A 22,157-nucleotide genomic window follows, 5' to 3' on the forward strand; every position below is an offset into this window, starting at 1 on the left:
CGCTCACTCTCCGTTGGGTGCTCACGTGTTTCCCTTCGTTGTCGGGCTGTTGTCTGACGGTGCGGAGAGCTGACCGGCCGGTGCGCCCGGATCGGTGTCCGGGGTGAACCAGGGCAGGGCCGTAGTGGTGTGGGTGCCGGTTCCCGTACTGTCGCGCGGCGGACCCGCGGCGCGGCGGGAGGACTCGGGCAGGCGCAGCTTCGGTACGCGCGCGGCCAGTTCGGGAAAGTGCAGCGCGCCCCGGTGACGTCCCGCGCCGCCGGACCGCCGAGGGCGTACGCGGTCGACGGCGGCCATCCCGATCCGGAACACGGCGGCCGGTACGACGACGCAGAGCAGGATCCAGAAGAGCGTCACGCCCCAGGGGCGGCCCACGCCCCACGGCTGCTCGGCGAGGACCTTGCCGCCGAACTTGAGGGAGACCAGGTAGTTGCCGTGCGCCCCCGAGGTCAGCTCGACGGGCAGCTTGATCTGCGCCTTCCTGCCGGGGGCGATCGTGCCGCGCCACTGCTGGTCCTCCCACTGCGGGGCGAACACGCCGTGGGAGGTGCCGACCTGGAAGACCGGGTCCTTGAGGGGGGCCGAGCCGACGTTGCCGACGGTGAAGACGAAGGTGCGCGACGCCGGGGCGCCGAACCAGGTCAGGACACCGCTCGAACCGTCGAGCCGGGTGTCGGTCAGGACGGACAGCTTGCCGCCGCCCGACTGCGCGGGGAGCGCCTCGACCGGATGGCCCGCGACCTTGAGCACCGCGTCCGCCTGCGCCTTGTCGCCGGTGACGGTCGCCACGTGGACCACGCACGGGCAGGGCACGGGCGGCTCGGCGACGGGGAGCTTCTTGCCGAAGGTGCCCTTGTCCCCGGTGGTGACGGCGCGGCCGTCGGCGTTGGCGCAGGAGTTCGTACCGCCGACGACTCCCCTGCCGGGCTCGGACTGGCCGCAGATCAGCATCATGAGCAGCGTCTTGGGATGCCAGCCCGAGCCGCTGACGGTGATCGAACCGCCCGTGCCCGCCTGCGACTTGGAGAGGGTGACGGCCGGCCCATCGGCGGCGGAGGCGTCCTGCAGCGGCAGGGCGGCGAGGCCGAGCGCGGTGACGAGGACGAGCGCTGCCGCCCACAGCCGGGGCCCGCAGCGGTGGCGGCGGTTCATGACCAACTCCCTTGGATCTCTTGGCTCCCGAGGTTCCCGCTGTTCTCGCCGTACTCGCTGTTCTCGCTGTTCTCGCCGTACTCGCCGTGCTCGCTGCCGGCGTCGTTCCCGCCGTTCGCACGCCGCCGTCGGCGTACGAACCAGAAGGCCGCGCCCGCGGCGGCCAGGATCACGGCGCACGTTCCGGCGACCGCCGCCCACGGCACGAACCGCTTCGTCGCCGTCGCCTCGTCGTGCGCGCCGCCCCCGGCCGTGACCGTGAGCCGCACCCGGACCGAGTCGAGGGAGGGGGCGTTCTTCCAGGGCTCGCTGAGGGTGACGCGGCGGCCCGGCAGCAGCTCCACCGGCAGCGTGCGCGGGCGCCGGTCGAGCGCCCGGCCGAGTACGCCGTCGGCGCGCACGGCGAGCCTCGGGGTCAGGACGGTGTTGCCGCGGTTGACGAGGTCGTACGAGATCCGGCCGCCAGTGACACGGACCCGCTCGACGGTGAGCGCCGAGAGGGTGGGGCCGCTGACCCGCAGATGGACACTGACCCCGGAGTCCCGCCCGTTCGCGCTCGCCACCACGGCGCCCGGGTGGTCGCCGGGTGTGGCGTCGGCCGGGACGGTGACGGTGAAGGGCACCTCGGCGCGGGTGCGCGCCGGGATCTTCACCTCGCGCCGGGCGAAGGTGATCCACGCGCCCGTGTCGGTCGACCTCTTGCGCAGGGAGAGGGCGCCGGTGCCGGTGTTGTCGGCGTCGGCGCCACGCAGCCGTACGGTCAGGGGGCGGCCGCCGGGGTTGGTGACGGCCACCTTGTCCTGGAGCACCGTGCCGGGCACCCCCTCCGCGTAGAAGTAGGGGCGCCCGTCCTGCGCGGGCCTGGTACCGCCGCCGGCCGACGGCGAGACGGACCAGGCGGGCGCCGTGCCGGCCGCGGCCGCCGGGCCCCCCGCCCCCGCGGTCAGCAGGACGGCGGCCCCGCACAGCGCGCGCAGGCGGGCGCGGGCCCGGTGACTGGACGGCATCGGCGGCTCCAGGTCGTCGCGTACGGATGTCGGACGGGCACGGCCGCCGGGGTCAGCGCGCCGCCTGATTGCGTCGCGTCAGCCACAGCACGCCCGCGGCGCCCGCGAGCAGCACCGTGCCGCCGAGGGTGCCGAGCGCGATCGCGGAGTCCTCGGGTCCCGTCTGCGGCAGTTCGCCACCGGACGGGGTGCTCTGCGAGCCGCCCGAGGATCCGCCCGAAGTGCCGCCGCCCCCGGCCGACTTGACGTCCAGGGTCAGTGACGGCTTCGGGCTGTTCGCGGGTGTGCACGTGGTCGTGGTGCCGAGCGCCTTGATGGTGAGGACACCCGCCGTGAAGGTGACCTTGCCGCTCTTCGCCGGGGTGTAGGTGCCCGACAGGTCACTGATCTTGATGGGGGTGTTGGCGGGGACCGCCTCCGCGTTCGCCGGCCCGGACACCGGCAGGGAGCCGGTCTCGGCGCCGCCCAGTTTGATGACGGCGCTGGGCTTCATGGCGCCCTTGCCGAGCTCGACCGGGCTGGACGAGACGCCCTTCTGGAAGGACATGGTGATCTTGTAGCCGCTGCCGCTCTTCACGCCCTTGATGTCGATCGGGGAGACCGCTCCCTTGTTCCCGATCGGCGTCTTGCACTGGTAGTTGACGTCCTGCACATCGGCCTGGGCTGCGGGGGCGGCCATCAGCACCCCGGAGCCGGCCAGGGCCGCGGCCAGCGCGAGCGCTGCCGTTCGCTTCTGGTACGTCCGGTACGACACCTCGAGTTCCCCTCATGCCGGGAGTTCCTGAGTTGCACGCGCCAAGTTACTGACGGCACATCAGATTGGGCGCTCAAGGTACGCCGGGGACCTTGTCGAGGGAAGACATAAGTGCGCGCCGGATCCCATGGGATCCGGCGCGTGCGAAGAGATGTGCGAACCCGGGGTAACCCCAGTCCCCCCAAGGGCTGCCGTCAGGCGGGCGCCCCGACTTCGGCCCACACGGTCTTGCCGGGGACACCCGCGGTCCTGACGACCCCCCAGTCCACGCACAGGCGCTGCACGATGAACATTCCGTGCCCTCCGGGGCGGCCGGCGCGGTGCGGGGTCCGGGGCGCGGGCTGTCCGGCCCCCCGGTCGGAGACCTCGATGCGCAGCACCTTGCTGTCGCAGGAGATACGCAGCTCCTCGGGGCCCTCGGCGTGCAGGCAGGCGTTGGTGACCAGCTCGGAGACGACGAGCAGGACGTCCTCGGCGGCGGCCCGCCGGTCGGCGGTGTCCGCCGGCATCCAGCCCCACGCGTGCAGCGCCTCGCGGGTGAAGTCGCGGGCCAGGGGAACGATGCCGGCTGCCCCGACGAGGTTCAGCCTGCGGCTCTGGTGCCCGGCTGCCCGCCCGACGTCGACGGGGGGCAGACCTGGCGTGCCACCGGTTTCGCCGGCGGCTTCCGGCTCCGGGCCGCGGTCGCCCGGCGAGTAAGGCCGGGTGGTGCTCATCAGCACTTCACCTCACCGAGACTCTTGACGTGTGATGTGTGGAAAAGATCCGCCGTGGCGGCTTGGCCCGACGTGGGACCCAGCATGTCTCCTGCCCGACCGATCCGTGAGAACACCCACTTGTTCGGCATGGCTGATGTGACGCTGGTAACGCCTCGATCACGTAGAGACAACTGACGCGTAACTTCCGTGCTTCACCTGCGTACGCGTCCTGTCAGTCGTCGAGAGCCGCGGCCAGCGACTCGTGAACGGTGAAGACGGCCTCCGCGCCGGTGATCTCGAAGACCCGGGCCACCACCGGCAGCATCCCGGCCAGATGGACTCCGCCACCGGCGGCCTCCGCCTTGAGCCGGGCACCCAGCAGCACGTTGAGTCCGGTCGAATCACAGAACTCGAGCCGTGAGCAGTCGATCACCAGCCGTGAAAACCCGGCGGTGAGACAGCTCTCCAGCGGTTCTCGCAATAGATCGGCGGTGTGGTGATCCAGCTCACCCACCGGAGTCACGACGGCGCTGGCGCCCTCTTCCCGCACTTCGACCAGAAGCCGGCCCCGATGCGCGCTGCCGACTGTCCCGCGGTCCATGACGTCTCTCTCTTCCGAGTCTGCTCGACCGTCGTGGCTGTTCAATGACGCCCTCGAACACTACGCCTTCAGTATGCCCTCCGGTACCCGAACAACCCCTAGGAATCGGACATTTACGCACAGAACGCACTTGCGGCCGGAGCGTAAAAGCGGGTAGGCCTAGTAAGGACAGCTATCGACCACGGCCGGCTTTGGAGGCGCCGCACACCGCAGTGCACGTATTGGCATCGGCAGCCATATGCCGAGAACGATGGAGGACATCATGTCACCCCGGCTCGACGAATCGCGTACTGACCAGGCGTCGACGTCGACACCCCCACCGGAACACGAGGCCTTCGACAACCTGGCCGGCCTGCCGGAGATCCCGCCGTTCGACGAGGTGGCCCCCCAGGACGCACGGGCCCTGTCCAAAACGCTCTTCGAACGGCTGGAGTCCATCGAAGAGGGCACCCACGAGTATTCGTATGTCCGCAACACGCTCGTTGAACTCAATCTCGCCCTGGTGAAGTTCGCGGCGTCCCGGTTCCGCTCCCGCAGCGAGCCGATGGAGGACATCATCCAGGTCGGCACGATCGGCCTGATCAAGGCGATCGACCGCTTCGAGCTGAGCCGCGGCGTCGAGTTCCCCACGTTCGCGATGCCGACCATCGTCGGCGAGATCAAGCGCTTCTTCCGTGACACGTCCTGGTCGGTCCGCGTTCCGCGGCGCCTCCAGGAGCTTCGTCTCGACCTTGCCAAGGCGGGCGACGAACTCGCCCAGCAGTTCGACCGCGCACCGACGGTGGGCGAGCTCGCCGAGCGCCTGGGCATCACGAACGACGAGGTCGTCGAGGGCATGGCCGCCTCCAACGCCTACACGGCCAGCTCCCTGGACGCACAGCCCGAGGAGGACGACTCCGAGGGCGCGCTCGCGGACCGCATCGGGTACGAGGACCACGGGCTCGAGGGCATCGAGTACGTCGAGTCCCTGAAGCCCCTGATCGCCGAACTCCCGTCCCGGGACCGGAAGATCCTCTCCCTGCGCTTCGTGGCCAACATGACGCAGTCGGAGATCGGTGAGGAGCTGGGCATCTCCCAGATGCACGTGTCCCGGCTGCTGTCGCGCACGCTGGTGCGCCTGCGCAAGGGCCTCACGCTCGAGGAATAGCCGTCACGGCGGTGCCATGACCTCCATCGCCTCCGCGCACACAGCGCGGAGGCGACGTGTGTTGCGGGTCAGGCGGCGCGTACTCCGCGCCGCCAGACCGCCGACACCAGCGGCACGCCCGGCCGGTACGCCAGGTGCACATGGCTAGGCGCGTCGAGCAGAGCCAGGTCCGCGTACGCGCCCGGCGCCACGCGGCCGATGTCGTCGCGGCGCAGCGCCCGCGCGCCGCCCGCCGTCGCCGACCAGATCGCCTCGTCCGGCGTCATCCCCATGTCCCGTACGGCCAGGGCGATGCAGAACGGCACCGAGGACGTGAAGGACGAGCCCGGGTTGCAGTCCGTGGACAGCGCCACGGTCGCTCCCGCGTCCAGGAGACGGCGGGCGTCGGGCCACTGGGCGCGCGTGGAGAACTCGGCGCCGGGCAGCAGCGTGGCCACCGTCCCGCCGTTCGCGAGGGCGTCGACGTCCGCGTCCGTGAGGTGCGTGCAGTGGTCGGCGCTCGCCGCGTCGAGTTCGACGGCGAGCTGGACCCCGGGCCCGTAGCTGAGCTGGTTCGCGTGGACGCGGGGGTGCAGGCCGCGGGCCTTGCCGGCCGTGAGGATCGCGCGGGCCTGGTCGCCGTCGAAGGCGCCCTTCTCGCAGAAGACGTCGACCCAGCGGGCGTGCGGGGCGCAGGCGTCCAGCATCTCGCCGGTGACGAGCGCGACGTAGGCCGCCGGGTCGTCCGCGTAGTCCGGCGACACGATGTGCGCGCCGAGGTAGGTGACCTCGTCGGTGTGCCGCGCCGCGATGCGCAGCGCCCTCTCCTCGTCCTCGGTGGTCAGCCCGTAGCCCGACTTCGTCTCGAACGTCGTCGTGCCCTGGCGCAGCGCCTCGGCGAGGTAGTGGGTGAGGTTCGCCTCCAGCTCCGCGTCCGTGGCGGCGCGGGTGGCGGCGACCGTCGTACGGATGCCTCCGGCGGAGTAACTGCGGCCCGACATGCGGGCGTTGAACTCCTGGGTGCGGTCGCCCGCGAACACCAGGTGGGAGTGCGAGTCGACGAAGCCGGGGATGACGGCGCGGCCCTCGGCGTCATGGGTGGCGTCGGCCGCGGGGGCCTTCGCCTGCGGCCCCACCCAGGCGATCCGGTCGCCCTCGACGACCACCGCCGCGTTCTCGATGAGCCCGAGCGGGCTGTCGCCGTGGGCCGGGTCGTTGGTGACCAGGGAGCCGATGTTGGTGATGACGGTGGTGGTCATGGTTCCTCTCCGTGGGTGGGAAATCCTCGAACGCCGGAGGGCTGTGGTGTCAGCCCGTCCGGCGTTCGAGGACATTCGGGAAGAGGCGGGCCGGGCAGAGGCGACGGCCTTACGCCCGCAGCGCCCCGATCGCCGCGGCCAGTGCCCCGGGGACATCTCCGACCAGCTCGTGCCGGCCGTCACGGACGATGTGCCGGCCGCCCACGACCGTGTGCCGCACGTCCGCGGCCGACGCCGCGAACACCGCCGTCTCCGCCCCGAGGCGCGGCACCGGGCCCGCCGTCCGCACGGAGTCCAGCGCGACCGTCGTGAGGTCGGCGAGCGCCCCGCGTTCGATCCGTCCGGCGTCGTTCCAGCCGAGCGCCGCGTGACCGTCGGCCGTGGCGGCGCGCAGCAGCGCCGCCGCCGTCCAGTGGCCCCGTGTCCGCGTGCGCAGCCGCTCGTTCAGCTCCATCGCCCGCGCCTCTTCGAAGAGGTCGATGACGGCGTGGCTGTCCGATCCCAGGGAGAGCGGTGAGCCCTCCTTCTGGAGGGCGACGGCGGGGCCGATGCCGTCGGCCAGGTCGCGTTCCGTGGTGGGGCACATGCACGTGCCCGTCCCGGAACCGCCCAGCAGCGCGATGTCCTCGTCGGTGAGGTGCGTGTTGTGGACGCCCGTGGTGTTCGGGCCGAGCACGCCGTGGTCCGCGAGGAGCCGGGTCGGCGTGCAGTCGTGCGCGGCCAGGCACGCCTCGTTCTCCGCGGTCTGCTCGGAGAGGTGGACGTGCAGGGGCGCGCCGCGCGTCCTCGCCCACTCGGCGACCGTGTCGAGCTGATCCGCGGGGACGGCCCGCACGGAGTGGATCGCCGCGCCGATGCGCGCGTGGTCGCGGTCCTTGAGGAGCGTGGCCCGCTCGGCCCACGCCTCGGTGCTGCCGTCGGAGAAGCGCCGCTGGTGGCGGTCCGGCTCCTTGCCGAAGCCCGAGGAGACGTACGCGGTGTCGAGGAGCGTGATGCGGATGCCGACCTCGGCGGCCGCCGCGATCAGGGCCTCGCCCATCGCGTTGGGGTCGTCGTACAGGGTGCCGTCCGGCGCGTGGTGCAGATAGTGGAACTCGCCGACGGTGGAGATCCCGGCGAGCGCCATCTCCGCGTACACCGCCCTGGCGAGCGCGTGATACGTGTCCGGGGTCAGCCGGTCCGCGACCGAGTACATGACCTCGCGCCACGTCCAGAACGTGCCCGAGCCCACCTGGACGGTGGAGCGCAGGGCGCGGTGGAAGGCGTGGCTGTGGGCGTTGGCCAGGCCGGGGACGGTCAGGCCGCGCAGTACGGTCGCGCCGGGGGGCGGGGTGTCGACGCCGGTGCGCACGTCCGCGATGCGGCCGTCCTGCGACACCTCGACGACCACGCCCGGCTCGACCTCCGGGTCGAGCCAGGCATGCTCCAGCCAGTACGTCACCTGCACGCCAAGCCCTCCAGTACGTCGGCGAGTGCGCTCACTCCGGCGAGGCAGTCGTCCTCCGCGGCGTGTTCGGCCGGGGAGTGCGAGACGCCCGTGGGGTTGCGCACGAACAGCATGGCGGTCGGCACGGAGTCCGCGAGGATTCCGGCGTCGTGTCCCGCGCCGGTGCCGAGCACCGGGACGGTGAGCCGGTCGTCGGTGCCGAGGATGCGGCCGAGCTCGTCGCGCAGCGCGTGGTCGAACTCGACGACCGGCGTGAACGACTCGCGCACGGTCTCCAGGTCGATGCCGTGCGCGTCGGCGTACTCGCGGGCCGCCTTCTCGACGGCCGTGACGACCGTGTCGAGGGTCTGCTGGTCGGCGGCGCGGGAGTCGAGCCAGCCGCGGACCAGGGACGGGATGGCGTTGACGCCGTTCGGCTCGACGGAGATCTTGCCGAACGTGGCGACGGCGCCCGCGAGTTCCGCCTCACGGCGGGCCGCGAGGACGGTCTGCGCGTACGACAGCATCGGGTCGCGGCGGTCCACGAGACGCGTGGTGCCCGCGTGGTTGGCCTCGCCGCGGAAGTCGAAGCGCCAGCGGCCGTGCGGCCAGATCGCGCTCGCGACGCCCACGGCGTCGCCGGACAGGTCCAGGGCGCGGCCCTGCTCCACGTGCAGCTCGACGAAGGCGCCGATGCGCGCGAGCCGCTCGGGGTCGGGGCCGATCGCCTCCGGGTCGTAGCCCGCCCGCTCCATGGCCTGCGGGAGGGTGACGCCGTCGCCGTCCCGCAGCCGCGCCGCCTGCTCCGGGGTGAGCCGGCCCGCGGTGAGGCGGGAGCCGACGCAGGCCAGGCCGAACCGGGCCCCCTCCTCGTCACCGAAGTTGGTGAGGGCGAGGGGGCGGGTGAACTCCACTCCCCTGCGGCGGAGTTCGTCGAGGGCGGCGAAGGACGACACGACCCCGAGGGGGCCGTCGAACGCTCCGCCGTCCGGTACGGAGTCCAGGTGGGAGCCCGTGACGACGGCGTCCCCCGCGGCGGGGTCGCCGAGCCAGGCCCACTGGTTGCCGTTGCGGTCGAGTTCGTAGGTCAGGCCGCGTGACTCGGCCTGGTCCTTGAACCAGGCCCGGCAGTCGGTGTCGGCCGCGGTCCAGGCGAAGCGGCGGTACCCGCCGCTCTCGTCGTTGCGGCCGATGGGCGCGAGGTCGCGCCACATCTCGCCGAAGGAAGGACTCGTCACGCGTCGTCACCCTCGCGCATCGGCACCCGCACCCCGCGCTCGGCCGCGACGTCGGCCGCGTGCTCGTAGCCCGCGTCGACGTGGCGGATGACGCCCATGCCGGGGTCGTTGGTGAGGACGCGCTCGATCTTCTGCGCGGCCAGCTCGGTGCCGTCGGCGACGCACACCTGGCCGGCGTGGATGGAGCGGCCCATGCCGACGCCGCCGCCGTGGTGGATGGAGACCCAAGAGGCGCCGGAGGCCGTGTTGACCAGGGCGTTGAGCAGCGGCCAGTCGGCGATGGCGTCGGAGCCGTCCTTCATCGCCTCGGTCTCGCGGTACGGGGAGGCGACGGAGCCGGAGTCGAGGTGGTCGCGGCCGATGGCGACCGGGGCGGAGAGCTCGCCGGAGGCGACCATCTCGTTGAACTTCAGGCCGGCCAGGTGGCGTTCGCCGTAGCCGAGCCAGCAGATACGCGCCGGGAGACCCTCGAAGGCGATCCGCTCGCCGGCCATGTCGATCCAGCGGTGCAGGTGCTTGTTCTCCGGGAACAGCTCCTTGATCGCCTTGTCCGTCTTGGCGATGTCCTCCGGGTCACCGGACAGGGCGGCCCAGCGGAACGGGCCGAGGCCCTCCTCGAACAGCGGGCGGATGTGCGCCGGGACGAAACCGGGGAAGTCGAAGGCGCGCTCGCAGCCGGCCTTGCGGGCCTCGTCGCGGATGGAGTTGCCGTAGTCGAAGACCTCGGCGCCCTTGTCGAGGAAGCCGAGCATGGCCTCGACGTGCAGGCGCATCGAGTGGCGCGCCTTGTCGGTGAAGCCGGCCGGGTCGGCCTCGCGCTCCTTGTCCCAGTCCTCGACCGAGATGCCGACGGGCAGGTAGGCCAGCGGGTCGTGGGCGGAGGTCTGGTCGGTGACGATGTCGATCGGGGCCTCGCGGCGCAGCAGCTCCGGGAAGACCTCGGCGGCGTTGCCGACGACGCCGATGGACAGGCCGCGGCGCTCGTCGCGGGCCTGGACCGCGAGCTCCAGGGCGTGGTCCAGGTTGTCGGCCTTGACGTCCAGGTAGCGGGTGCCGATGCGGCGGTCGATGCGGGTCTCGTCGACGTCGACGCAGATGGCGACGCCCTCGTTCATCGTCACGGCGAGGGGCTGGGCGCCGCCCATGCCGCCGACGCCGGCGGTGAGGGTGATGGTCCCGGCGAGGGTGCCGTCGAACTTCTTGCGGGCGACCGCGCCGAAGGTCTCGTACGTGCCCTGGACGATGCCCTGCGAGCCGATGTAGATCCACGAACCGGCGGTCATCTGGCCGTACATGGTGAGGCCCTCGGCCTCGAGCTTGCGGAACTCCTCCCAGTTGGCCCAGTCGCCCACCAGGTTGGAGTTGGCGAGCAGCACGCGCGGCGCCCACTCGCTGGTGCGCATGACACCGACCGGCTTGCCGGACTGCACGAGGAGGGTCTCGTCCGACTTCAGCGTCTTGAGCGTGCGCACGATCGCGTCGTACGCCTCCCAGGAGCGGGCCGCCTTGCCGGTGCCCCCGTAGACGACCAGCTTGTCGGGATACTCGGCGACCTCGGCGTCGAGGTTGTTCATGAGCATCCGGAGGGCGCCCTCCTGCTGCCATCCCAAGGTGTTCAGTTCCGTACCGCGCGGGGCTCGTACGGGGCGGGGTCCTGACATGGCTGCCTCCTAGAAACTGTTGCCTTGGTTATTCACATCCTGGCGTTCTGAATAGAACTAGTCAATACATCTCCGCGACCGGTTGCCGCGCCGCAGCGCCGGACAGGGGTGATTGCCTGGTCACAGGGATCTTCAGGGAGTCGGACGGCGACGCGCCGAAAGGGCTGCAGGGGCCCTGGAAGGGCGCTACGTGGGCACTGCAGGGGCGCCGCGAGGGCCATACGGAGGGGCTTTCTCCAGGCAGGCGATGCCCCCCGACTCCCGCGGGTATCAGGCCGGTTGGCGGATTCTAGTCGCTCCACGCATGTTCCACGTGAAAATGCCAGAACCCTCACCTGGCCTCCGTACGTTGCGTAGCGTCGTGCACACGGCCGAACGTCACGTACGGGAGGAGTCCGGTGTGCCCGGAATCGACGAGTGCCTGCTGGAAGCCATGCGGCTGCCCGGTGCGCGGGGTGCCTCCGTGGTCGACTGGACCAGCGGGCTCGCCCTCGGCACCGTCGGGGACTCGCCGAACGGGGACCACGAGGCGACCGCCGCGGAGGCCGCCGAGCTGGCCCGGATGACGGCCGAGCACCGCGCCTTCGCGCCCGCCGGCGGCGCCGACTGGACCGCCGGCGAGCCGCCGGTGGAGGACGTCATCGTCACCAGCCGGGACGGCTATCACGTACTGCGCTTCGTGCGGACGACGTTCGACAGCAGCGTCTTCCTCCATCTCTGGCTCGACCGGGAACAGGGCAACCTGGCGCTGTCCCGCATCCGGCTCGGCGAGATGGCGGACCGGCTGGTGCTCGGGTGACCACGACGGCGGCGGCCAGAATCGAGGGCCGCACCACGACATCGGCCGGGGTCTCTCCCATGCTGCGCCGCCTCGCCGAGGAGCGGGCCACCGGCGCCCTGCTGCGCGACCGCGGCACGCTCTATCTCGCCGACGGGCAGGTCGTGCACGCCGAGAGCCCCGCGACGCCCGGCATCGACGTGCTGCTCACCACCGGCGGCGCCCTGCACCCCGACGGCTGGTGGGAGGCCGTCGACGCGGCCGGGACACGGCAGCGGGTCGGCCGGTACCTCGTGGAAAGCGGCCGGCTCACCGACGGCGCGCTCGAACTGTGCCATCTGGGCGCCCTCTACGACGCCGCGTTCTTCGCACTCGCGCCCAGCGGCGCCCCGGCCCGCTTCCGCTACGGCGCCGCCCACTGGTTCGGCACCGTCCACCCCGTCTCCGTCGCGTCCGTGGAGGCCGAGACGCTGCGCCGGCGCGAGCTGCTGCACGGCATCTGGCCCGACGCCGCCGCCGACACGGCCCCCCTCGAACAGCGTGGCGGCCACAGCCCCACGGTCCCGCCGCGCCAGCGCGCCGTGCTCGCCCTGGTCGACGGGGTACGCACCGCGGCCGACATCTCCCACCTCCTCGGCAGGCCCGCCTTCCACACCCTGGTGGATCTGCGCAGGCTCGCCGCCGCCGGCCTCGTACGGGCTGTGGCACCGCGTCCGCTGCCGCCCGCCCCGGCCACGCCCGACTGGGCGGGCGCGGCGTCGACCGACCCCGATGTCGCCCTGTTACGCCGCCTCAGAGACGCGCTGGAGGCCCTGTGAGACGCGCGCTCCGCCAGCGTGCCGAGAGGAGACAGCTGATGACGGCCGAGGCCGAAGTCCTCGAAGAACTGCACCGGTTGAGAGCCCGCGTGCCCCGCCTCACGGGTGCGCTCGCGGCAGGTGTCGACGGGCTCGTCCTCGCCCACGACACCCCCGGCGTGGAGGCCGAGGGCATCGCCGCGCTCACCGCCGCCGCGCTCGGCGTGGCCCTGCGCATGGCCGACGCGACGGGGCGCGGCGACCTCCGCGAACTCCTCGTGCGCGGCACCCACGGCTATGTGGCCACCTACGCGGCCGGCCCGTCCGCGGTCCTGACGCTGCTCGCGGACGACCAGGTCAGCGTCGGCCGCCTGCACCTGGAGGGCCGCCGCTGCGGGGCGCGTATCGGCGAACTCGTGGCGGACGTCCTGACACCCGTCGAACCGCCCGCGCCCGACCGGCGCCAGCCCCGGCCGTCAACCCGGCAACAGCGGCTGCCCACACGCCCCGTACCGCCCCAGTCAGCTTCCTGAACGAACCCGTCACACACGCGATCCCCCGAAAGGACCGACCATGGCCAACACCGAAGCCGCCCTCAAGGACGCCGTCACCTCGATCGAAGGCGCCACAGCAGCCGCCCTCGTCGACTACACGAGCGGCATGGCGCTCGGCACCATCGGCAGCACCAAGGACTTCGACCTCGAAGTGGCCGCCGCCGGCAACACCGACGTCGTCCGGTCCAAGCTCCGCACCATGGAACACCTCGGCCTCAAGGACGAGATCGAGGACGTCCTGATCACGCTCGGCACCCAGTACCACCTGATCCGCCTGCTGTCGGGGCGTGCCGGCAACGGCCTCTTCCTCTACCTGGTGCTCGACAAGAGCCGCGCGAACCTGGCGATGGCACGTCACCAGCTGAAGAAGATCGAGTCCGATCTCGAGGTCTGATCCTCCGGCCCGCACGCCCGGTCAGGGGCGGCGCCGCGCCCCACCGGGTGCGGCGTCGCCCGCGCCCGTGCCCGTCGACCGGTAGCCCTTGACCCGGGCGCCCGCGGGAGCGCCCGCGCGCCCGTCGAGCCAGTCGACCCGTACCCACAGGAGCTGGTCCTCGCGGCGTTCCAGGCGGCCGAGGCGGGTCGCCCGCAGCCACAGGCCGACGCCCGTACCGGCGACGAGGAGGCCGCCCGCGGCGGGCAGCGCGAAGGCGGAGCCGAGGGCGGCGAGGAAGGCGAGGAGCAGCCACCAGCGGTGGCCGCGGCGCCAGTTGCGTACCGTCACCGCGCGGTCCTGGAGCACATCGTGCTTGCCCGCGCGCGACGCCGAGCGCGCCAGACCCTCGTGACGCTTCCGCCGGACGCCCGCCACCGTGGCCGCCGAGAGCAGAAAGAGGGCCGCTCCCGCGAGCACGCCGATACGGCGGCCCGTGAGTCCCGGCGGGAGCACTCCGATGCCCGCGGCGCACACCCCGAGCCACCACAGGGGCGCGGCCCCGGCCCTCACGACCACCGCCACCCGGGCCAGCCCCTGCCCACCGCGCGTCGCCACGTCCGCCACCTCCGCACTCCGGTGTCACCTCGACCGGGCGGAGACTAACGAGGGAATCTGAGGGCTCCCTGAGAGCGGGCGTGAGGGGGCTCAGTCCTCCCAGTCCGAGGTGTCGCGCTCCTTGCGCGACCCGAAGCGCGGCATCCACCGCATCGCGTGCAGCGCGTTCACCCCGACGATGCCCGTCCAGGCGATCAGCAGGCCGGGCAGATCGGCGTTGACGACGGCGATCGCGGACAGCGGGATGGCGAGGACCAGGGAGACGATGCCGAAGCCGAAGCGCTCGCCCCAACTGTCGCTGTCGCCGCGCGGGGAGCGCGCGCCCCGCGCGACGACCATCTGCTGCTCCGCCAGCTGCCGCCGCACACGGCGGTCCACGGCACCGTCGAGGCGCTGCTCGACCTTGTCCAGGAACGAGTCGACGAGCGCGGACTCGTACTCTTCGCCGAGTTCCCTGCGTGCGTGCAGGGTGGCGTCGAGTTCCTTCTTGAGTTCGGCGTCACGGGCTTCCATACCGGGCCACGTTACGGACCGCAGGCCGCCGTGACAGTGGGGCTAACCCCCCTCTTGTCCCTGGGCCGGGCCCTACTCGGCCGCCACCGGCTCACGCAGCGTCCGCTCGGGGATGTGGGCCGTGTTGCGCCGGGCCACGGCCCAGTACAGGACGGCCGGCACCACGAGCCCCACGATCCAGGAGATGTCGGCGCCGCCGAGCGGCTCGACGAGCGGGCCCGTGTAGAAGTGCGTGGCGAGGAACGGGAGCTGCGCGAGGAGCCCGATCGCGTACACGGTGAGTGCGTCCCAGCGCCAGGCCCCGTAGCGCCCGTGCGGGTCGGAGAGGGCCGGGATGTCGTACCGCTCCTTGGATATCAGGTAGTAGTCGACCAGGTTGATCGCCGACCAGGGCGTGAAGAACGTCAGCAGGAACAGCAGGAAGTCCTTGAAGGACGACAGGAAGCTGTCCTTGCCGACCAGCGCGACCGCCGTGCCCGCGATCATGATCAGTGCGATGTACAAGGCCCTGGCGCGCTGCGAGAGGACCTTCTGCCCGCGGAATCCGCTGACGCTCGTCACCATCGACATGAAGCCGCCGTACGTGTTGAGCACGTTGATGGTCAGCTTGCCGAGCGCGATCACGAAGTACAGGAACGAGGCGATGATCCCGGCGCCGCCGAGGCCGACCACGTAACTGACCTGGTTGTCGAGGAACTTCGCGCCCGCCGTCGCCGCGACGAGGACGCCGAACGTCATCGACCACTGCGAGCCGATCGCCGACCCCGACAGCGTCCACCAGAACGTGGACTTCGCCGACGTCGTGCGGGGCAGATAGCGCGAGTAGTCCGCGACGTACGGGCCGAAGGCGAGCTGCCAGGACGCGGAGAGCGAGATGGCGAGCAGGAACATCGGGGCGTCGAAGTGCGCGTCGTGCAGCAGCGCGGACAGGTCGACCCGGTCCAGGAGCCGGATGCCGAGGTAGACGAAGGCGATCGCGCACACGATGCTGGCGACTCGGCCGAGCGCGTGGATGACGCGGTAGCCGACGGTCGCCATCACCCCGGTGACCAGGGCGAACACGATGATGCCCGTGGTGTCCCCGGTGTGCGTGAGCTCGCCGACGGCCTGCCCGGCGAGCACGCTGCCGCTGGCGAAGAACCCGACGTACATCAGGATCACCAGGAGCAGCGGGACGACCGCGCCGCGCACACCGAACTGGGCGCGGGACTGGATCATCTGCGGCAGGCCGAGCCTGGGGCCCTGCGCCGAGTGCAGCGCCATGACGGCGCCGCCCAGCAGGTTGCCGACGACGAGACCGACGAGCGACCAGACCACGTCGCCGCCGAAGACGACGGCGAGCGCGCCCGTCACGACGGCCGTGATCTGGAGGTTCGCGCCGAGCCAGAGCGTGAACTGCGAGAAGGCCGTGCCGTGGCGTTCCTCGTCGGGTACTACGTCGATGGAGCGCCGCTCCACGAGTGCTTCGGCCATGATCCGACTCTCCTTCAGCCCTTGCTGATCCCGTGCTGACGCGCGTATGCGTTCGCGACGTCCTCGGGATCCTTCTTGTCTTTGTCCACCTGCCGGTTGAGCTCGGTGAGCTGCTCCGTCGTCAGGACGTTGCCCAGGCGCGCGAGCGCCTTGCGGACCGTCGAGTCGGCCTTGCGGTCGGCGACGAGCGGGACGACGTGCTGGCCGGGGACGAGGTTCTTGGGGTCGGTGAGGACGACCCAGTGGTTGTCGACGATGTCCGTGTCGGTGGTGAAGAGGTTCGCCACGTCGACGTCGCCCTTCTTCAGGGCGCCCTTGACCAGCGGCCCCGACGAGTCGAGGGACTTGAACTCCTTGAACTCGACGCCGTACACGTCCTTCAGGCCGACCGCGCCGACCTGGCGCTTCTTCACCTCGGGCGCGGCGCCGATGACGAGCTTGCCGTTGTGCTTCGCCAGGTCGGCGAGCGAGGTCAGCTTGTACTTCCTGGCCGTCTCGCGGGTGACGACGAACGCGTCGGAGTCCTCCGCCAGGCCGTAGGGCAGGATCTGCAGGCCCTTGGGCAGGGCGACGGCGAGGGCGTTCTGCATCTCGCCCTCCTCGGTGGCCGTCGACTTCGGGTCGAGGTAGTGCAGGAGGGCGCCCTGGTACTCGGGGAGCAGATCGATGTCGCCGCCCTCCAGGGCGGGGATGAGGATCTCGCGGGTGCCGAGGTTGGGGCGGACCTTCGTCTTCACGCCGGCCGCTTCGAGGGCGGCCGCGTACAGGTAGCCGAGCACCTGGTTCTCGGTGAAGTTGGCGGTACCGATGGTGACGCCGTTCTTGCTGGAGCCGCCGCCCCCGCCGCCCGAGCCCTGGCCGTCGAGAGAGGTGATGCCGCCGCTGCACGCGGCGAGCGCGGGGACGGAGGCTGCGGCGAACAGGCCGCCGATGACAGTCCTGCGGTTCATCTTGCGTGCTCCTAGGCCGACTTGGCGGGGCGGTGGCGGAAGAGGGCGCGCTGCAGTGCGGAGAGCGCGAGGTCGAGTACGACGGCGACGACCGCCACGAGGACGGCACCGCCGAGCACCTGTACGAGGTCGCGCTGGGCGAGCCCGTCGAAGACGTAGCGGCCGAGGCCGCCGAAGGAGACGTACGCGGCGATGGTCGCCGTGGCGACGACCTGGATCAGGGCGAGCCGCAGGCCGGTCATGATCAGGGGCATCGCGAGCGGCAGCTCGACCTGGAACAGGACCTGGTGGCCGCGCATGCCCTGGCCGCGCGCCGCGTCCTTGACCTCCGGGTCGACGGCGCTCATGCCCGCGTACGTGTTGGTGACGATCGACGGGACCGCGAGGGCCACGAGCGCGATGTAGACCGGCCACATGGACAGGCCGCTCGCCAGGAAGACGAGGACGACCAGGCCGACGGTCGGCAGCGCGCGGCCGAAGCTGGACAGGTTGATCGCGAGGAACGCGCCGCGCCCGGTGTGGCCGATGAGCAGGCCGAGCGGCAGGGCGATGACGGCCGCGATGAGCGTGGCGAGCAGCGAGTACTGGAGGTGCTCGGCGAGGCGGTGCCCGATGCCGTCGGGGCCCGCCCACTGGTCGCCGTCGACCAGCCACGCGCCGAGGTTCTTGAAGAGCTCGTACATCTCAGGCACTCCTCCGGCGGCGGGTCCAGGGGGTCAGCACGTACTGCACGGCGACGAGGGCCGCGTCCGCGGCGAGCGCGAGGAGCAGGGTCAGCACGACGCCGGCGATGACCGGGGTGGGGAAGTTGCGCTGGAACCCGTCGGTGAACAGCTGGCCGAGCCCGCCGTCGCCGATGTACGTCGCCACGGAGACCAGGGAGATCGCCATGACGGTCGCGATGCGCACCCCGGCCATGATCACCGGCAGGGCGAGCGGCAGTTCCACGGTGAGCAGGGTGCGCAGCGGGCGCGTCCCCATGGCCTTCGCGGCCTCCTTGGTCTTCGCCGGCACCGAGTCGAGACCCTCGACGGTGTTCCGCAGGAGCACCACGAGCGTGTAGATCGTCAGGCCGATGACCGTGGTGGTGCGGGTGAGCCCGGAGACCGGGAGCAGCAGGACGAACACCGCGATCGACGGGATCGTGAACAGGACGTTCGAGAACCCGAGCAGGAAGCCGCGCAGCGGCTTGACGCGATGGGCGACGACGGCCAGCGGCAGCGAGATGACCAGGCCCAGCGCGACGGCGGAGAGCGCCGCCTGGAGGTGCGAGAGCGTGAGCGTGGTGAGGTCGGAGGTGTGCTCCGAGATCCAGGACCAGTCGATGGTCATGAGGCCACGTCCGTGTCCTTGCGGACGACTGTGTCACTGGTGTCGCCGGCGTCCTCGGGAAGGTCCACACGGGTGCCGGCGGCTATGTGGGCGAGGCCCGCGCGGTCATGGATCTCGTCGCGTGAGGTGACGCCCGTCAGGACGCCGTCCGCGTCGACCCGGGCCACGAGGCCGCCAGGCGCCGCGATCGACTCGTTCAGCGCCGACAGGAGCGAGTCCGAGTCCCGCAGCGGGCGCACCGGCACCTCGGCGGAGGTGCCCTCGTCACGCCACAGCAGCGGCTTGCGGGCCGCGTCGAGGACCAGTTCCCAGCCGGTGCCCTCGGGGGCCGGCCCCTGGCCGACGTCCGCGAGCGTGGTCAGCGACAGCAGCTTCAGGCCGCGCTCGGCGCCCAGGAAGTCGGCGACGAAGTCGTCCGCGGGGCGGGCGAGCAGCTCGGCGGGCGGCGCGCACTGCACGAGGTGACCGCCCGTGCGGAAGACGGCTATCCGGTCGCCGAGCCGCACGGCCTCGTCGATGTCGTGCGTGACGAAGACAATGGTCTTGTTCAACTCCTGCTGGAGACGCAGGAGTTCGTCCTGGAGCTGCGTACGCACGACGGGGTCGACCGCGCCGAACGGCTCGTCCATGAGCAGTACCGGCGGGTCGGCGGCGAGCGCGCGGGCCACGCCGACGCGCTGCTGCTGGCCGCCGGAGAGCTGGTGCGGGTAGCGCTTGCCGGCCTCGGCGGTGAGGCCGACGGTCTCCAGGAGTTCGGCCGCCCGCGCCCGCGCCTTGCGCCGGCCCCAGCCGAGCAGGAGCGGCACCGTCGCGATGTTGTCGAGGACGGTGCGGTGCGGGAAGAGGCCCGACTGCTGGATGACGTACCCGATGGAGCGGCGCAGCTCGGCCGCGTCCTGCTCGAGGACGTCGCGACCACCGACGCGGATGGTGCCGGAGGTCGGGTCGACCATCCGGTTGATCATCCGCAGACTGGTCGTCTTGCCGCAACCGGAAGACCCGACGAAGACGGTCACGCCCCCTTCAGGCATGTCGAGCGTCAGGTCGTGCACTGCCGTCGTGCCGTTCGGGAAGCGTTTGTGGACCGTATCGAACTGGATCATGTGGAGTCCCCTTGCCCGGGCTGCATATCGTCATGCAGAGTTCTCTGTATCTGAATAAGTTGTCAATGCCCCGGCACACATCGCCAGGTAAATCGCTGGTTAACGCGGCCGAGGAACGAGACAAGACGTCCGGTTGAGGAGGGTTTGGCGCACCATGTCGTCTCACATCGCGGACACCGCGGGTAAGCCCCGAATGACGGCCCCCCAGCGTCCCACGCCCGTCGTCGTGCTCGACGGCCACGGGCTCCCCGTGCCCGACGTCGTCCGCCTGGCCGATTCCGCCGCCAGGCCCGTCCCCGGCACCGACGCCATGAAGCGCGTCGAGGAGTCCTGGAACGCCGCCCGCGAGATCGCCGCCTGGGGCCGCGTCTACGGCCGCTCGACCGGCGTCGGCGCGAACCGGAACGAGGACGTGCCCACCGAGGCCGCTGCCGACCACGGCCTGCGCCTGCTGCGCAGCCACGCCGGCGCCATCGGCGAAGAGCTTCCCGCACGCCAGGTCCGCGCCATGCTCGCCGTCCGCGCCAACCAGCTTCTCGCCGGCGGCGCGGGACTGCGCCCCACCGTCGTCACGGCCCTGTGCGAAGCCTTGGAGACCGGCGCCTACCCGGTCGTCAACGAGTTCGGCTCCGTCGGCACCGGCGACATCGCGGCCCTCGCCCAGATGGGCCTCGCCCTCGCCGGTGAACACCCCTGGCGCGGCGACGGCGTCCCCGAGGCCCAGCCCCTCGACAACAACGACGCCCTCGCCCTCATCAGCAGCAACGCCCTCACCCTCGGCCAGTCCGCCCTCGCCCTCCACGAACTGCGCGACCTGATCTCCGCCACCCAGCTCGTCGCCGCGCTCTCCCTGCTGGCCGTCGACGGCTCCTACGAGGCGTACGCCCTGCCCGTCCACGAGGCCCGCCACCACCGCGGCTCGTACGACGTCGCCGCCCGCATGCGCGCCATACTCGGCGCCCCCGAACGTCCCACCCCGCCCCTCGGCCGCATCCAGGACCCGTACGGCTTCCGCTGCCTCCCGCAGATCCACGGCCCCGCCCAGGACGCCGCCGACGCCCTCGAAGACGTGCTCACCGTCGAGATCAACGCGGCCGCCGAGAATCCCCTCATCTCCCCCCAGGACATGGCCGCCTACCACCACGGCGGCTTCTACATGGCCCAACTCGCCCTGGCGCTCGACCACTTCAGGCTCGCCATCGCCCAGGTCGCCCGGCTCTCCACCTCACGCCTGTCCACCCTCAACGAACCCTCCTACACCCGCCTGCGCCCCTTCCTCGCCGACGGCGAGGCCGCCTCGTCGGGCGTGATGATCCTCGAATACGCGGCCGGAGCGGCCCTCGGCGACCTGCGCGCCTTCGCCGCCCCCGCGTCGCTCGGCCACGCGGTCCTCTCCCGCGGCGTCGAGGAACAGGCCAGCTTCGCGTCCCTCGCCGCCCGGCAGACCCTGCGCGTCTGCGGCGCCTACCGCCTCGTCGTGGGCTGCGAACTCGTCGCCGCCGTAAGGGCGTTGCGCCAGCGCGACATGCGCCCCGACCCCGAACTCCCGGTCGGCCGCGCCTTCGCCCTCGCGGATTCGGTCCTCGACCCCGACGCCACCGACCGCCCCCTGACGGAAGATGTCACCCGGGCCGCGGCGGGACTCCTGGACAGCTTCACCCGCATCGCCGACGGAACAGACGGACCGGCCACAGCCATCGCAACAGCCGGATCAGACCGCCCTGGGGGGACGGAATGAACGACAGCCCAGCCGCACGACTGCAACAGCTCTTCGAGGTACACCGCCTGACACCCACGCAGCGCCGCATCGCGCACTGCATGGTGCGCCGCGCCGCCGACGTCCCGTTCCTCTCCTCCGTGGAACTCGCCGAACTCGCCGGAGTCAGCCAGCCCTCCGTCACCCGCTTCGCCGTGGCACTCGGCTTCGACGGCTACCCCGCCCTGCGCAAACACCTGCGCGAGGTCGCCCCCGCCGAACCCACCACGCCCGCCTCGGCCAACGAGTACCAGCAGGCCGTCGAGGCCGAGATCGAGAACCTCCGGCACCTCGCGCAGCTCCTCGCCGACCCCGCCCCCGTCGAACGCGCGGGCCGCCTTCTCGCCGCCTCCCGCCCGCTCCTCGTCCTCGGCCTGCGCGCCGCCGCCTCCCAGGCGTACGGCTTCTCGTACTTCGCGGCGAAGGTCCACCCCGACGTACGGCTCCTCGAGGAGGGCGGCACGATGCTCGCCGACCGCGTCGACGCCGCCGTCCGCGCCGGAGCCACCGCGCTCCTCTGCTTCGCGCTGCCCCGCCACCCCAAGGAAGTCGTCGACGCGCTCGCCTACGCCAAGTCGGCCGGCCTCACCGTGGTCACCGTCGCCGACTCGGCCTTCGCCCCCGTCGCCAAGCACTCGGACCTGCTCCTGCCGGCCGCGGTCGGCGAGGGCCTCGCCTTCGACACGGCGTGCTCACCGATGCTGCTCGGCCGCGTACTCCTGGAAGCGATGTGCGACAACCTGCCCGAGGCCCAGGCCCGGCTGGAGGAGTTCGACGTGCGCGCCGCGGAGCGGGGCCTGTTCGTCGAGTAGAGGAGTGTTGCGCGGGGACCGCCGCACCCCCGTGAACGGGGGGCGGGACGACGGCGGTCCCCGCGAAGGACACGGAACCGGGTCAGGACCGGGTCACCGCGTCCGCAGGCGTCCGTGGAGGTCCGGGAGCCGCTCCGGAGGTCCTTGACGCCGCTACGGTGCCGGCCTGGGCGGGG

23 protein-coding genes are annotated in these 22,157 nt (G+C 71.8%); 7 read left to right on the forward strand and 16 right to left on the reverse strand.

What is annotated here, in order from left to right:
* Positions 1 to 21 precede the first annotated feature (21 nt).
* The 5 genes from LGI35_RS19760 to LGI35_RS19780 form a co-directional block, all read right to left on the reverse strand.
* The gene (locus LGI35_RS19760; RefSeq protein WP_227295135.1) at positions 22 to 1,152 is read right to left on the reverse strand and encodes a DUF1573 domain-containing protein; all 1,131 of its coding nucleotides are present in this window, start codon (positions 1,150 to 1,152) and stop codon (positions 22 to 24) included.
* A complete protein-coding gene (locus LGI35_RS19765; RefSeq protein ID WP_227295136.1) occupies positions 1,149 to 2,159 on the reverse strand; it encodes a COG1470 family protein in 1,011 nt (336 codons plus the stop codon). The genes LGI35_RS19760 and LGI35_RS19765 overlap by 4 nt, the downstream gene beginning before the upstream one ends.
* A 52-nt stretch (positions 2,160 to 2,211) precedes the next feature.
* Entirely contained in the window at positions 2,212 to 2,913 is a 702-nt protein-coding gene (locus LGI35_RS19770; protein ID WP_227295137.1) for an LPXTG cell wall anchor domain-containing protein, read from the reverse strand.
* A 194-nt stretch (positions 2,914 to 3,107) separates the two neighbouring features.
* Positions 3,108 to 3,629, reverse strand: a complete 522-nt coding sequence (locus tag LGI35_RS19775; protein ID WP_227295138.1) for an ATP-binding protein — start codon at positions 3,627 to 3,629, stop codon at positions 3,108 to 3,110.
* A gap of 214 nt (positions 3,630 to 3,843) precedes the next feature.
* On the reverse strand, positions 3,844 to 4,212 hold the full coding sequence (locus LGI35_RS19780; RefSeq protein ID WP_227300383.1) for an STAS domain-containing protein: 369 nt from the start codon (positions 4,210 to 4,212) through the stop codon (positions 3,844 to 3,846).
* 262 nt (positions 4,213 to 4,474) lie between these two features.
* On the opposite strand from LGI35_RS19780, the gene LGI35_RS19785 reads away from it, so the two are divergent.
* Entirely contained in the window at positions 4,475 to 5,359 is an 885-nt protein-coding gene (locus LGI35_RS19785) for an RNA polymerase sigma factor SigF (protein WP_227295139.1), read from the forward strand.
* A 68-nt stretch (positions 5,360 to 5,427) separates the two neighbouring features.
* Here LGI35_RS19785 and hutI read toward each other — a convergent pair whose 3' ends face one another.
* The 4 genes from hutI to hutU all read right to left on the reverse strand — a co-directional run bounded on the left by hutI (position 5,428) and on the right by hutU (position 10,922).
* On the reverse strand, positions 5,428 to 6,597 hold the full coding sequence (gene hutI / locus LGI35_RS19790) for an imidazolonepropionase (protein WP_227295140.1): 1,170 nt from the start codon (positions 6,595 to 6,597) through the stop codon (positions 5,428 to 5,430).
* Between the two features lie 109 nt (positions 6,598 to 6,706).
* Positions 6,707 to 8,044: a formimidoylglutamate deiminase gene (locus LGI35_RS19795; protein WP_227295141.1), complete on the reverse strand. Its 1,338-nt coding sequence runs from the start codon at positions 8,042 to 8,044 to the stop codon at positions 6,707 to 6,709.
* Positions 8,035 to 9,237: an allantoate amidohydrolase gene (locus LGI35_RS19800; RefSeq protein ID WP_227300385.1), complete on the reverse strand. Its 1,203-nt coding sequence runs from the start codon at positions 9,235 to 9,237 to the stop codon at positions 8,035 to 8,037. Before LGI35_RS19800 ends, LGI35_RS19795 begins: the two co-directional genes overlap by 10 nt.
* A gap of 20 nt (positions 9,238 to 9,257) precedes the next feature.
* Positions 9,258 to 10,922: a urocanate hydratase gene (gene hutU / locus LGI35_RS19805; RefSeq protein ID WP_227295142.1), complete on the reverse strand. Its 1,665-nt coding sequence runs from the start codon at positions 10,920 to 10,922 to the stop codon at positions 9,258 to 9,260.
* 400 nt (positions 10,923 to 11,322) lie between these two features.
* Here hutU and LGI35_RS19810 point away from each other — a divergent pair, with 400 nt between their 5' ends.
* The 4 genes from LGI35_RS19810 to LGI35_RS19825 are packed head-to-tail and all read left to right on the forward strand — an operon-like array spanning position 11,323 to position 13,445.
* Positions 11,323 to 11,721, forward strand: a complete 399-nt coding sequence (locus LGI35_RS19810) for a hypothetical protein (protein WP_116512601.1) — start codon at positions 11,323 to 11,325, stop codon at positions 11,719 to 11,721.
* A 59-nt stretch (positions 11,722 to 11,780) separates the two neighbouring features.
* Positions 11,781 to 12,518 (forward strand): transcriptional regulator, encoded by a 738-nt coding sequence (locus LGI35_RS19815; RefSeq protein WP_227300387.1) that lies wholly within the window; start codon positions 11,781 to 11,783, stop codon positions 12,516 to 12,518.
* Between the two features lie 38 nt (positions 12,519 to 12,556).
* The gene (locus LGI35_RS19820; RefSeq protein ID WP_227295143.1) at positions 12,557 to 13,030 is read left to right on the forward strand and encodes a roadblock/LC7 domain-containing protein; all 474 of its coding nucleotides are present in this window, start codon (positions 12,557 to 12,559) and stop codon (positions 13,028 to 13,030) included.
* A gap of 40 nt (positions 13,031 to 13,070) precedes the next feature.
* The gene (locus LGI35_RS19825) at positions 13,071 to 13,445 is read left to right on the forward strand and encodes a roadblock/LC7 domain-containing protein (RefSeq protein WP_227295144.1); all 375 of its coding nucleotides are present in this window, start codon (positions 13,071 to 13,073) and stop codon (positions 13,443 to 13,445) included.
* Positions 13,446 to 13,466: 21 nt separating this feature from the next.
* Here the strand turns inward: LGI35_RS19825 and LGI35_RS19830 are convergent, their stop codons facing one another.
* From LGI35_RS19830 to LGI35_RS19860, 7 genes are all read right to left on the reverse strand, one after another.
* Positions 13,467 to 14,042, reverse strand: coding sequence for a hypothetical protein (locus tag LGI35_RS19830; protein ID WP_227295145.1), 576 nt, complete (start codon positions 14,040 to 14,042; stop codon positions 13,467 to 13,469).
* A 90-nt stretch (positions 14,043 to 14,132) separates the two neighbouring features.
* Positions 14,133 to 14,555 carry a hypothetical protein gene (locus LGI35_RS19835; RefSeq protein WP_116512598.1) on the reverse strand — a complete coding sequence of 141 codons (423 nt, stop codon included), beginning with the start codon at positions 14,553 to 14,555 and terminating at the stop codon, positions 14,133 to 14,135.
* A 72-nt stretch (positions 14,556 to 14,627) separates the two neighbouring features.
* Positions 14,628 to 16,028, reverse strand: coding sequence for a purine-cytosine permease family protein (locus LGI35_RS19840; RefSeq protein WP_227295146.1), 1,401 nt, complete (start codon positions 16,026 to 16,028; stop codon positions 14,628 to 14,630).
* A 14-nt stretch (positions 16,029 to 16,042) separates the two neighbouring features.
* Positions 16,043 to 16,978 (reverse strand): ABC transporter substrate-binding protein, encoded by a 936-nt coding sequence (locus LGI35_RS19845; protein WP_227295147.1) that lies wholly within the window; start codon positions 16,976 to 16,978, stop codon positions 16,043 to 16,045.
* Between the two features lie 11 nt (positions 16,979 to 16,989).
* Entirely contained in the window at positions 16,990 to 17,661 is a 672-nt protein-coding gene (locus LGI35_RS19850) for an ABC transporter permease (RefSeq protein WP_116512595.1), read from the reverse strand.
* A 1-nt stretch (position 17,662) separates the two neighbouring features.
* Positions 17,663 to 18,310, reverse strand: coding sequence for an ABC transporter permease (locus LGI35_RS19855; protein ID WP_227295148.1), 648 nt, complete (start codon positions 18,308 to 18,310; stop codon positions 17,663 to 17,665).
* On the reverse strand, positions 18,307 to 19,413 hold the full coding sequence (locus LGI35_RS19860) for an ABC transporter ATP-binding protein (protein WP_227295149.1): 1,107 nt from the start codon (positions 19,411 to 19,413) through the stop codon (positions 18,307 to 18,309). The genes LGI35_RS19855 and LGI35_RS19860 overlap by 4 nt, the downstream gene beginning before the upstream one ends.
* A gap of 154 nt (positions 19,414 to 19,567) precedes the next feature.
* Here LGI35_RS19860 and LGI35_RS19865 point away from each other — a divergent pair, with 154 nt between their 5' ends.
* Together LGI35_RS19865 and LGI35_RS19870 are read left to right on the forward strand one after the other, a co-directional pair.
* Positions 19,568 to 21,151: an aromatic amino acid ammonia-lyase gene (locus tag LGI35_RS19865; RefSeq protein ID WP_376566362.1), complete on the forward strand. Its 1,584-nt coding sequence runs from the start codon at positions 19,568 to 19,570 to the stop codon at positions 21,149 to 21,151.
* Positions 21,148 to 21,981: a MurR/RpiR family transcriptional regulator gene (locus tag LGI35_RS19870; RefSeq protein WP_227295150.1), complete on the forward strand. Its 834-nt coding sequence runs from the start codon at positions 21,148 to 21,150 to the stop codon at positions 21,979 to 21,981. Before LGI35_RS19865 ends, LGI35_RS19870 begins: the two co-directional genes overlap by 4 nt.
* Positions 21,982 to 22,157 lie beyond the last annotated feature (176 nt).

The organism is Streptomyces longhuiensis (assembly GCF_020616555.1).
In the GTDB taxonomy this organism is placed as follows: Bacteria; Actinomycetota; Actinomycetes; order Streptomycetales; family Streptomycetaceae; genus Streptomyces; species Streptomyces longhuiensis.

What these genes read in the sequence shown, in the direction of transcription:
- LGI35_RS19855 (WP_227295148.1), bottom strand. Translation starts at nt 18,310, where the DNA reads ATGACCATCGACTGGTCCTGGATCTCGGAGCACACCTCCGACCTCACC.
- LGI35_RS19765 (WP_227295136.1), bottom strand. Translation starts at nt 2,159, where the DNA reads ATGCCGTCCAGTCACCGGGCCCGCGCCCGCCTGCGCGCGCTGTGCGGG.
- LGI35_RS19850 (WP_116512595.1), bottom strand. Translation starts at nt 17,661, where the DNA reads ATGTACGAGCTCTTCAAGAACCTCGGCGCGTGGCTGGTCGACGGCGAC.
- LGI35_RS19780 (WP_227300383.1), bottom strand. Translation starts at nt 4,212, where the DNA reads ATGGACCGCGGGACAGTCGGCAGCGCGCATCGGGGCCGGCTTCTGGTC.
- LGI35_RS19785 (WP_227295139.1), top strand. Translation starts at nt 4,475, where the DNA reads ATGTCACCCCGGCTCGACGAATCGCGTACTGACCAGGCGTCGACGTCG.
- LGI35_RS19815 (WP_227300387.1), top strand. Translation starts at nt 11,781, where the DNA reads ATGCTGCGCCGCCTCGCCGAGGAGCGGGCCACCGGCGCCCTGCTGCGC.
- LGI35_RS19760 (WP_227295135.1), bottom strand. Translation starts at nt 1,152, where the DNA reads ATGAACCGCCGCCACCGCTGCGGGCCCCGGCTGTGGGCGGCAGCGCTC.
- hutU (WP_227295142.1), bottom strand. Translation starts at nt 10,922, where the DNA reads ATGTCAGGACCCCGCCCCGTACGAGCCCCGCGCGGTACGGAACTGAAC.
- LGI35_RS19840 (WP_227295146.1), bottom strand. Translation starts at nt 16,028, where the DNA reads ATGGCCGAAGCACTCGTGGAGCGGCGCTCCATCGACGTAGTACCCGAC.
- LGI35_RS19870 (WP_227295150.1), top strand. Translation starts at nt 21,148, where the DNA reads ATGAACGACAGCCCAGCCGCACGACTGCAACAGCTCTTCGAGGTACAC.
- LGI35_RS19820 (WP_227295143.1), top strand. Translation starts at nt 12,557, where the DNA reads ATGACGGCCGAGGCCGAAGTCCTCGAAGAACTGCACCGGTTGAGAGCC.
- hutI (WP_227295140.1), bottom strand. Translation starts at nt 6,597, where the DNA reads ATGACCACCACCGTCATCACCAACATCGGCTCCCTGGTCACCAACGAC.
- LGI35_RS19865 (WP_376566362.1), top strand. Translation starts at nt 19,568, where the DNA reads ATGTCGTCTCACATCGCGGACACCGCGGGTAAGCCCCGAATGACGGCC.
- LGI35_RS19860 (WP_227295149.1), bottom strand. Translation starts at nt 19,413, where the DNA reads ATGATCCAGTTCGATACGGTCCACAAACGCTTCCCGAACGGCACGACG.
- LGI35_RS19825 (WP_227295144.1), top strand. Translation starts at nt 13,071, where the DNA reads ATGGCCAACACCGAAGCCGCCCTCAAGGACGCCGTCACCTCGATCGAA.
- LGI35_RS19845 (WP_227295147.1), bottom strand. Translation starts at nt 16,978, where the DNA reads ATGAACCGCAGGACTGTCATCGGCGGCCTGTTCGCCGCAGCCTCCGTC.
- LGI35_RS19775 (WP_227295138.1), bottom strand. Translation starts at nt 3,629, where the DNA reads ATGAGCACCACCCGGCCTTACTCGCCGGGCGACCGCGGCCCGGAGCCG.
- LGI35_RS19835 (WP_116512598.1), bottom strand. Translation starts at nt 14,555, where the DNA reads ATGGAAGCCCGTGACGCCGAACTCAAGAAGGAACTCGACGCCACCCTG.
- LGI35_RS19800 (WP_227300385.1), bottom strand. Translation starts at nt 9,237, where the DNA reads ATGTGGCGCGACCTCGCGCCCATCGGCCGCAACGACGAGAGCGGCGGG.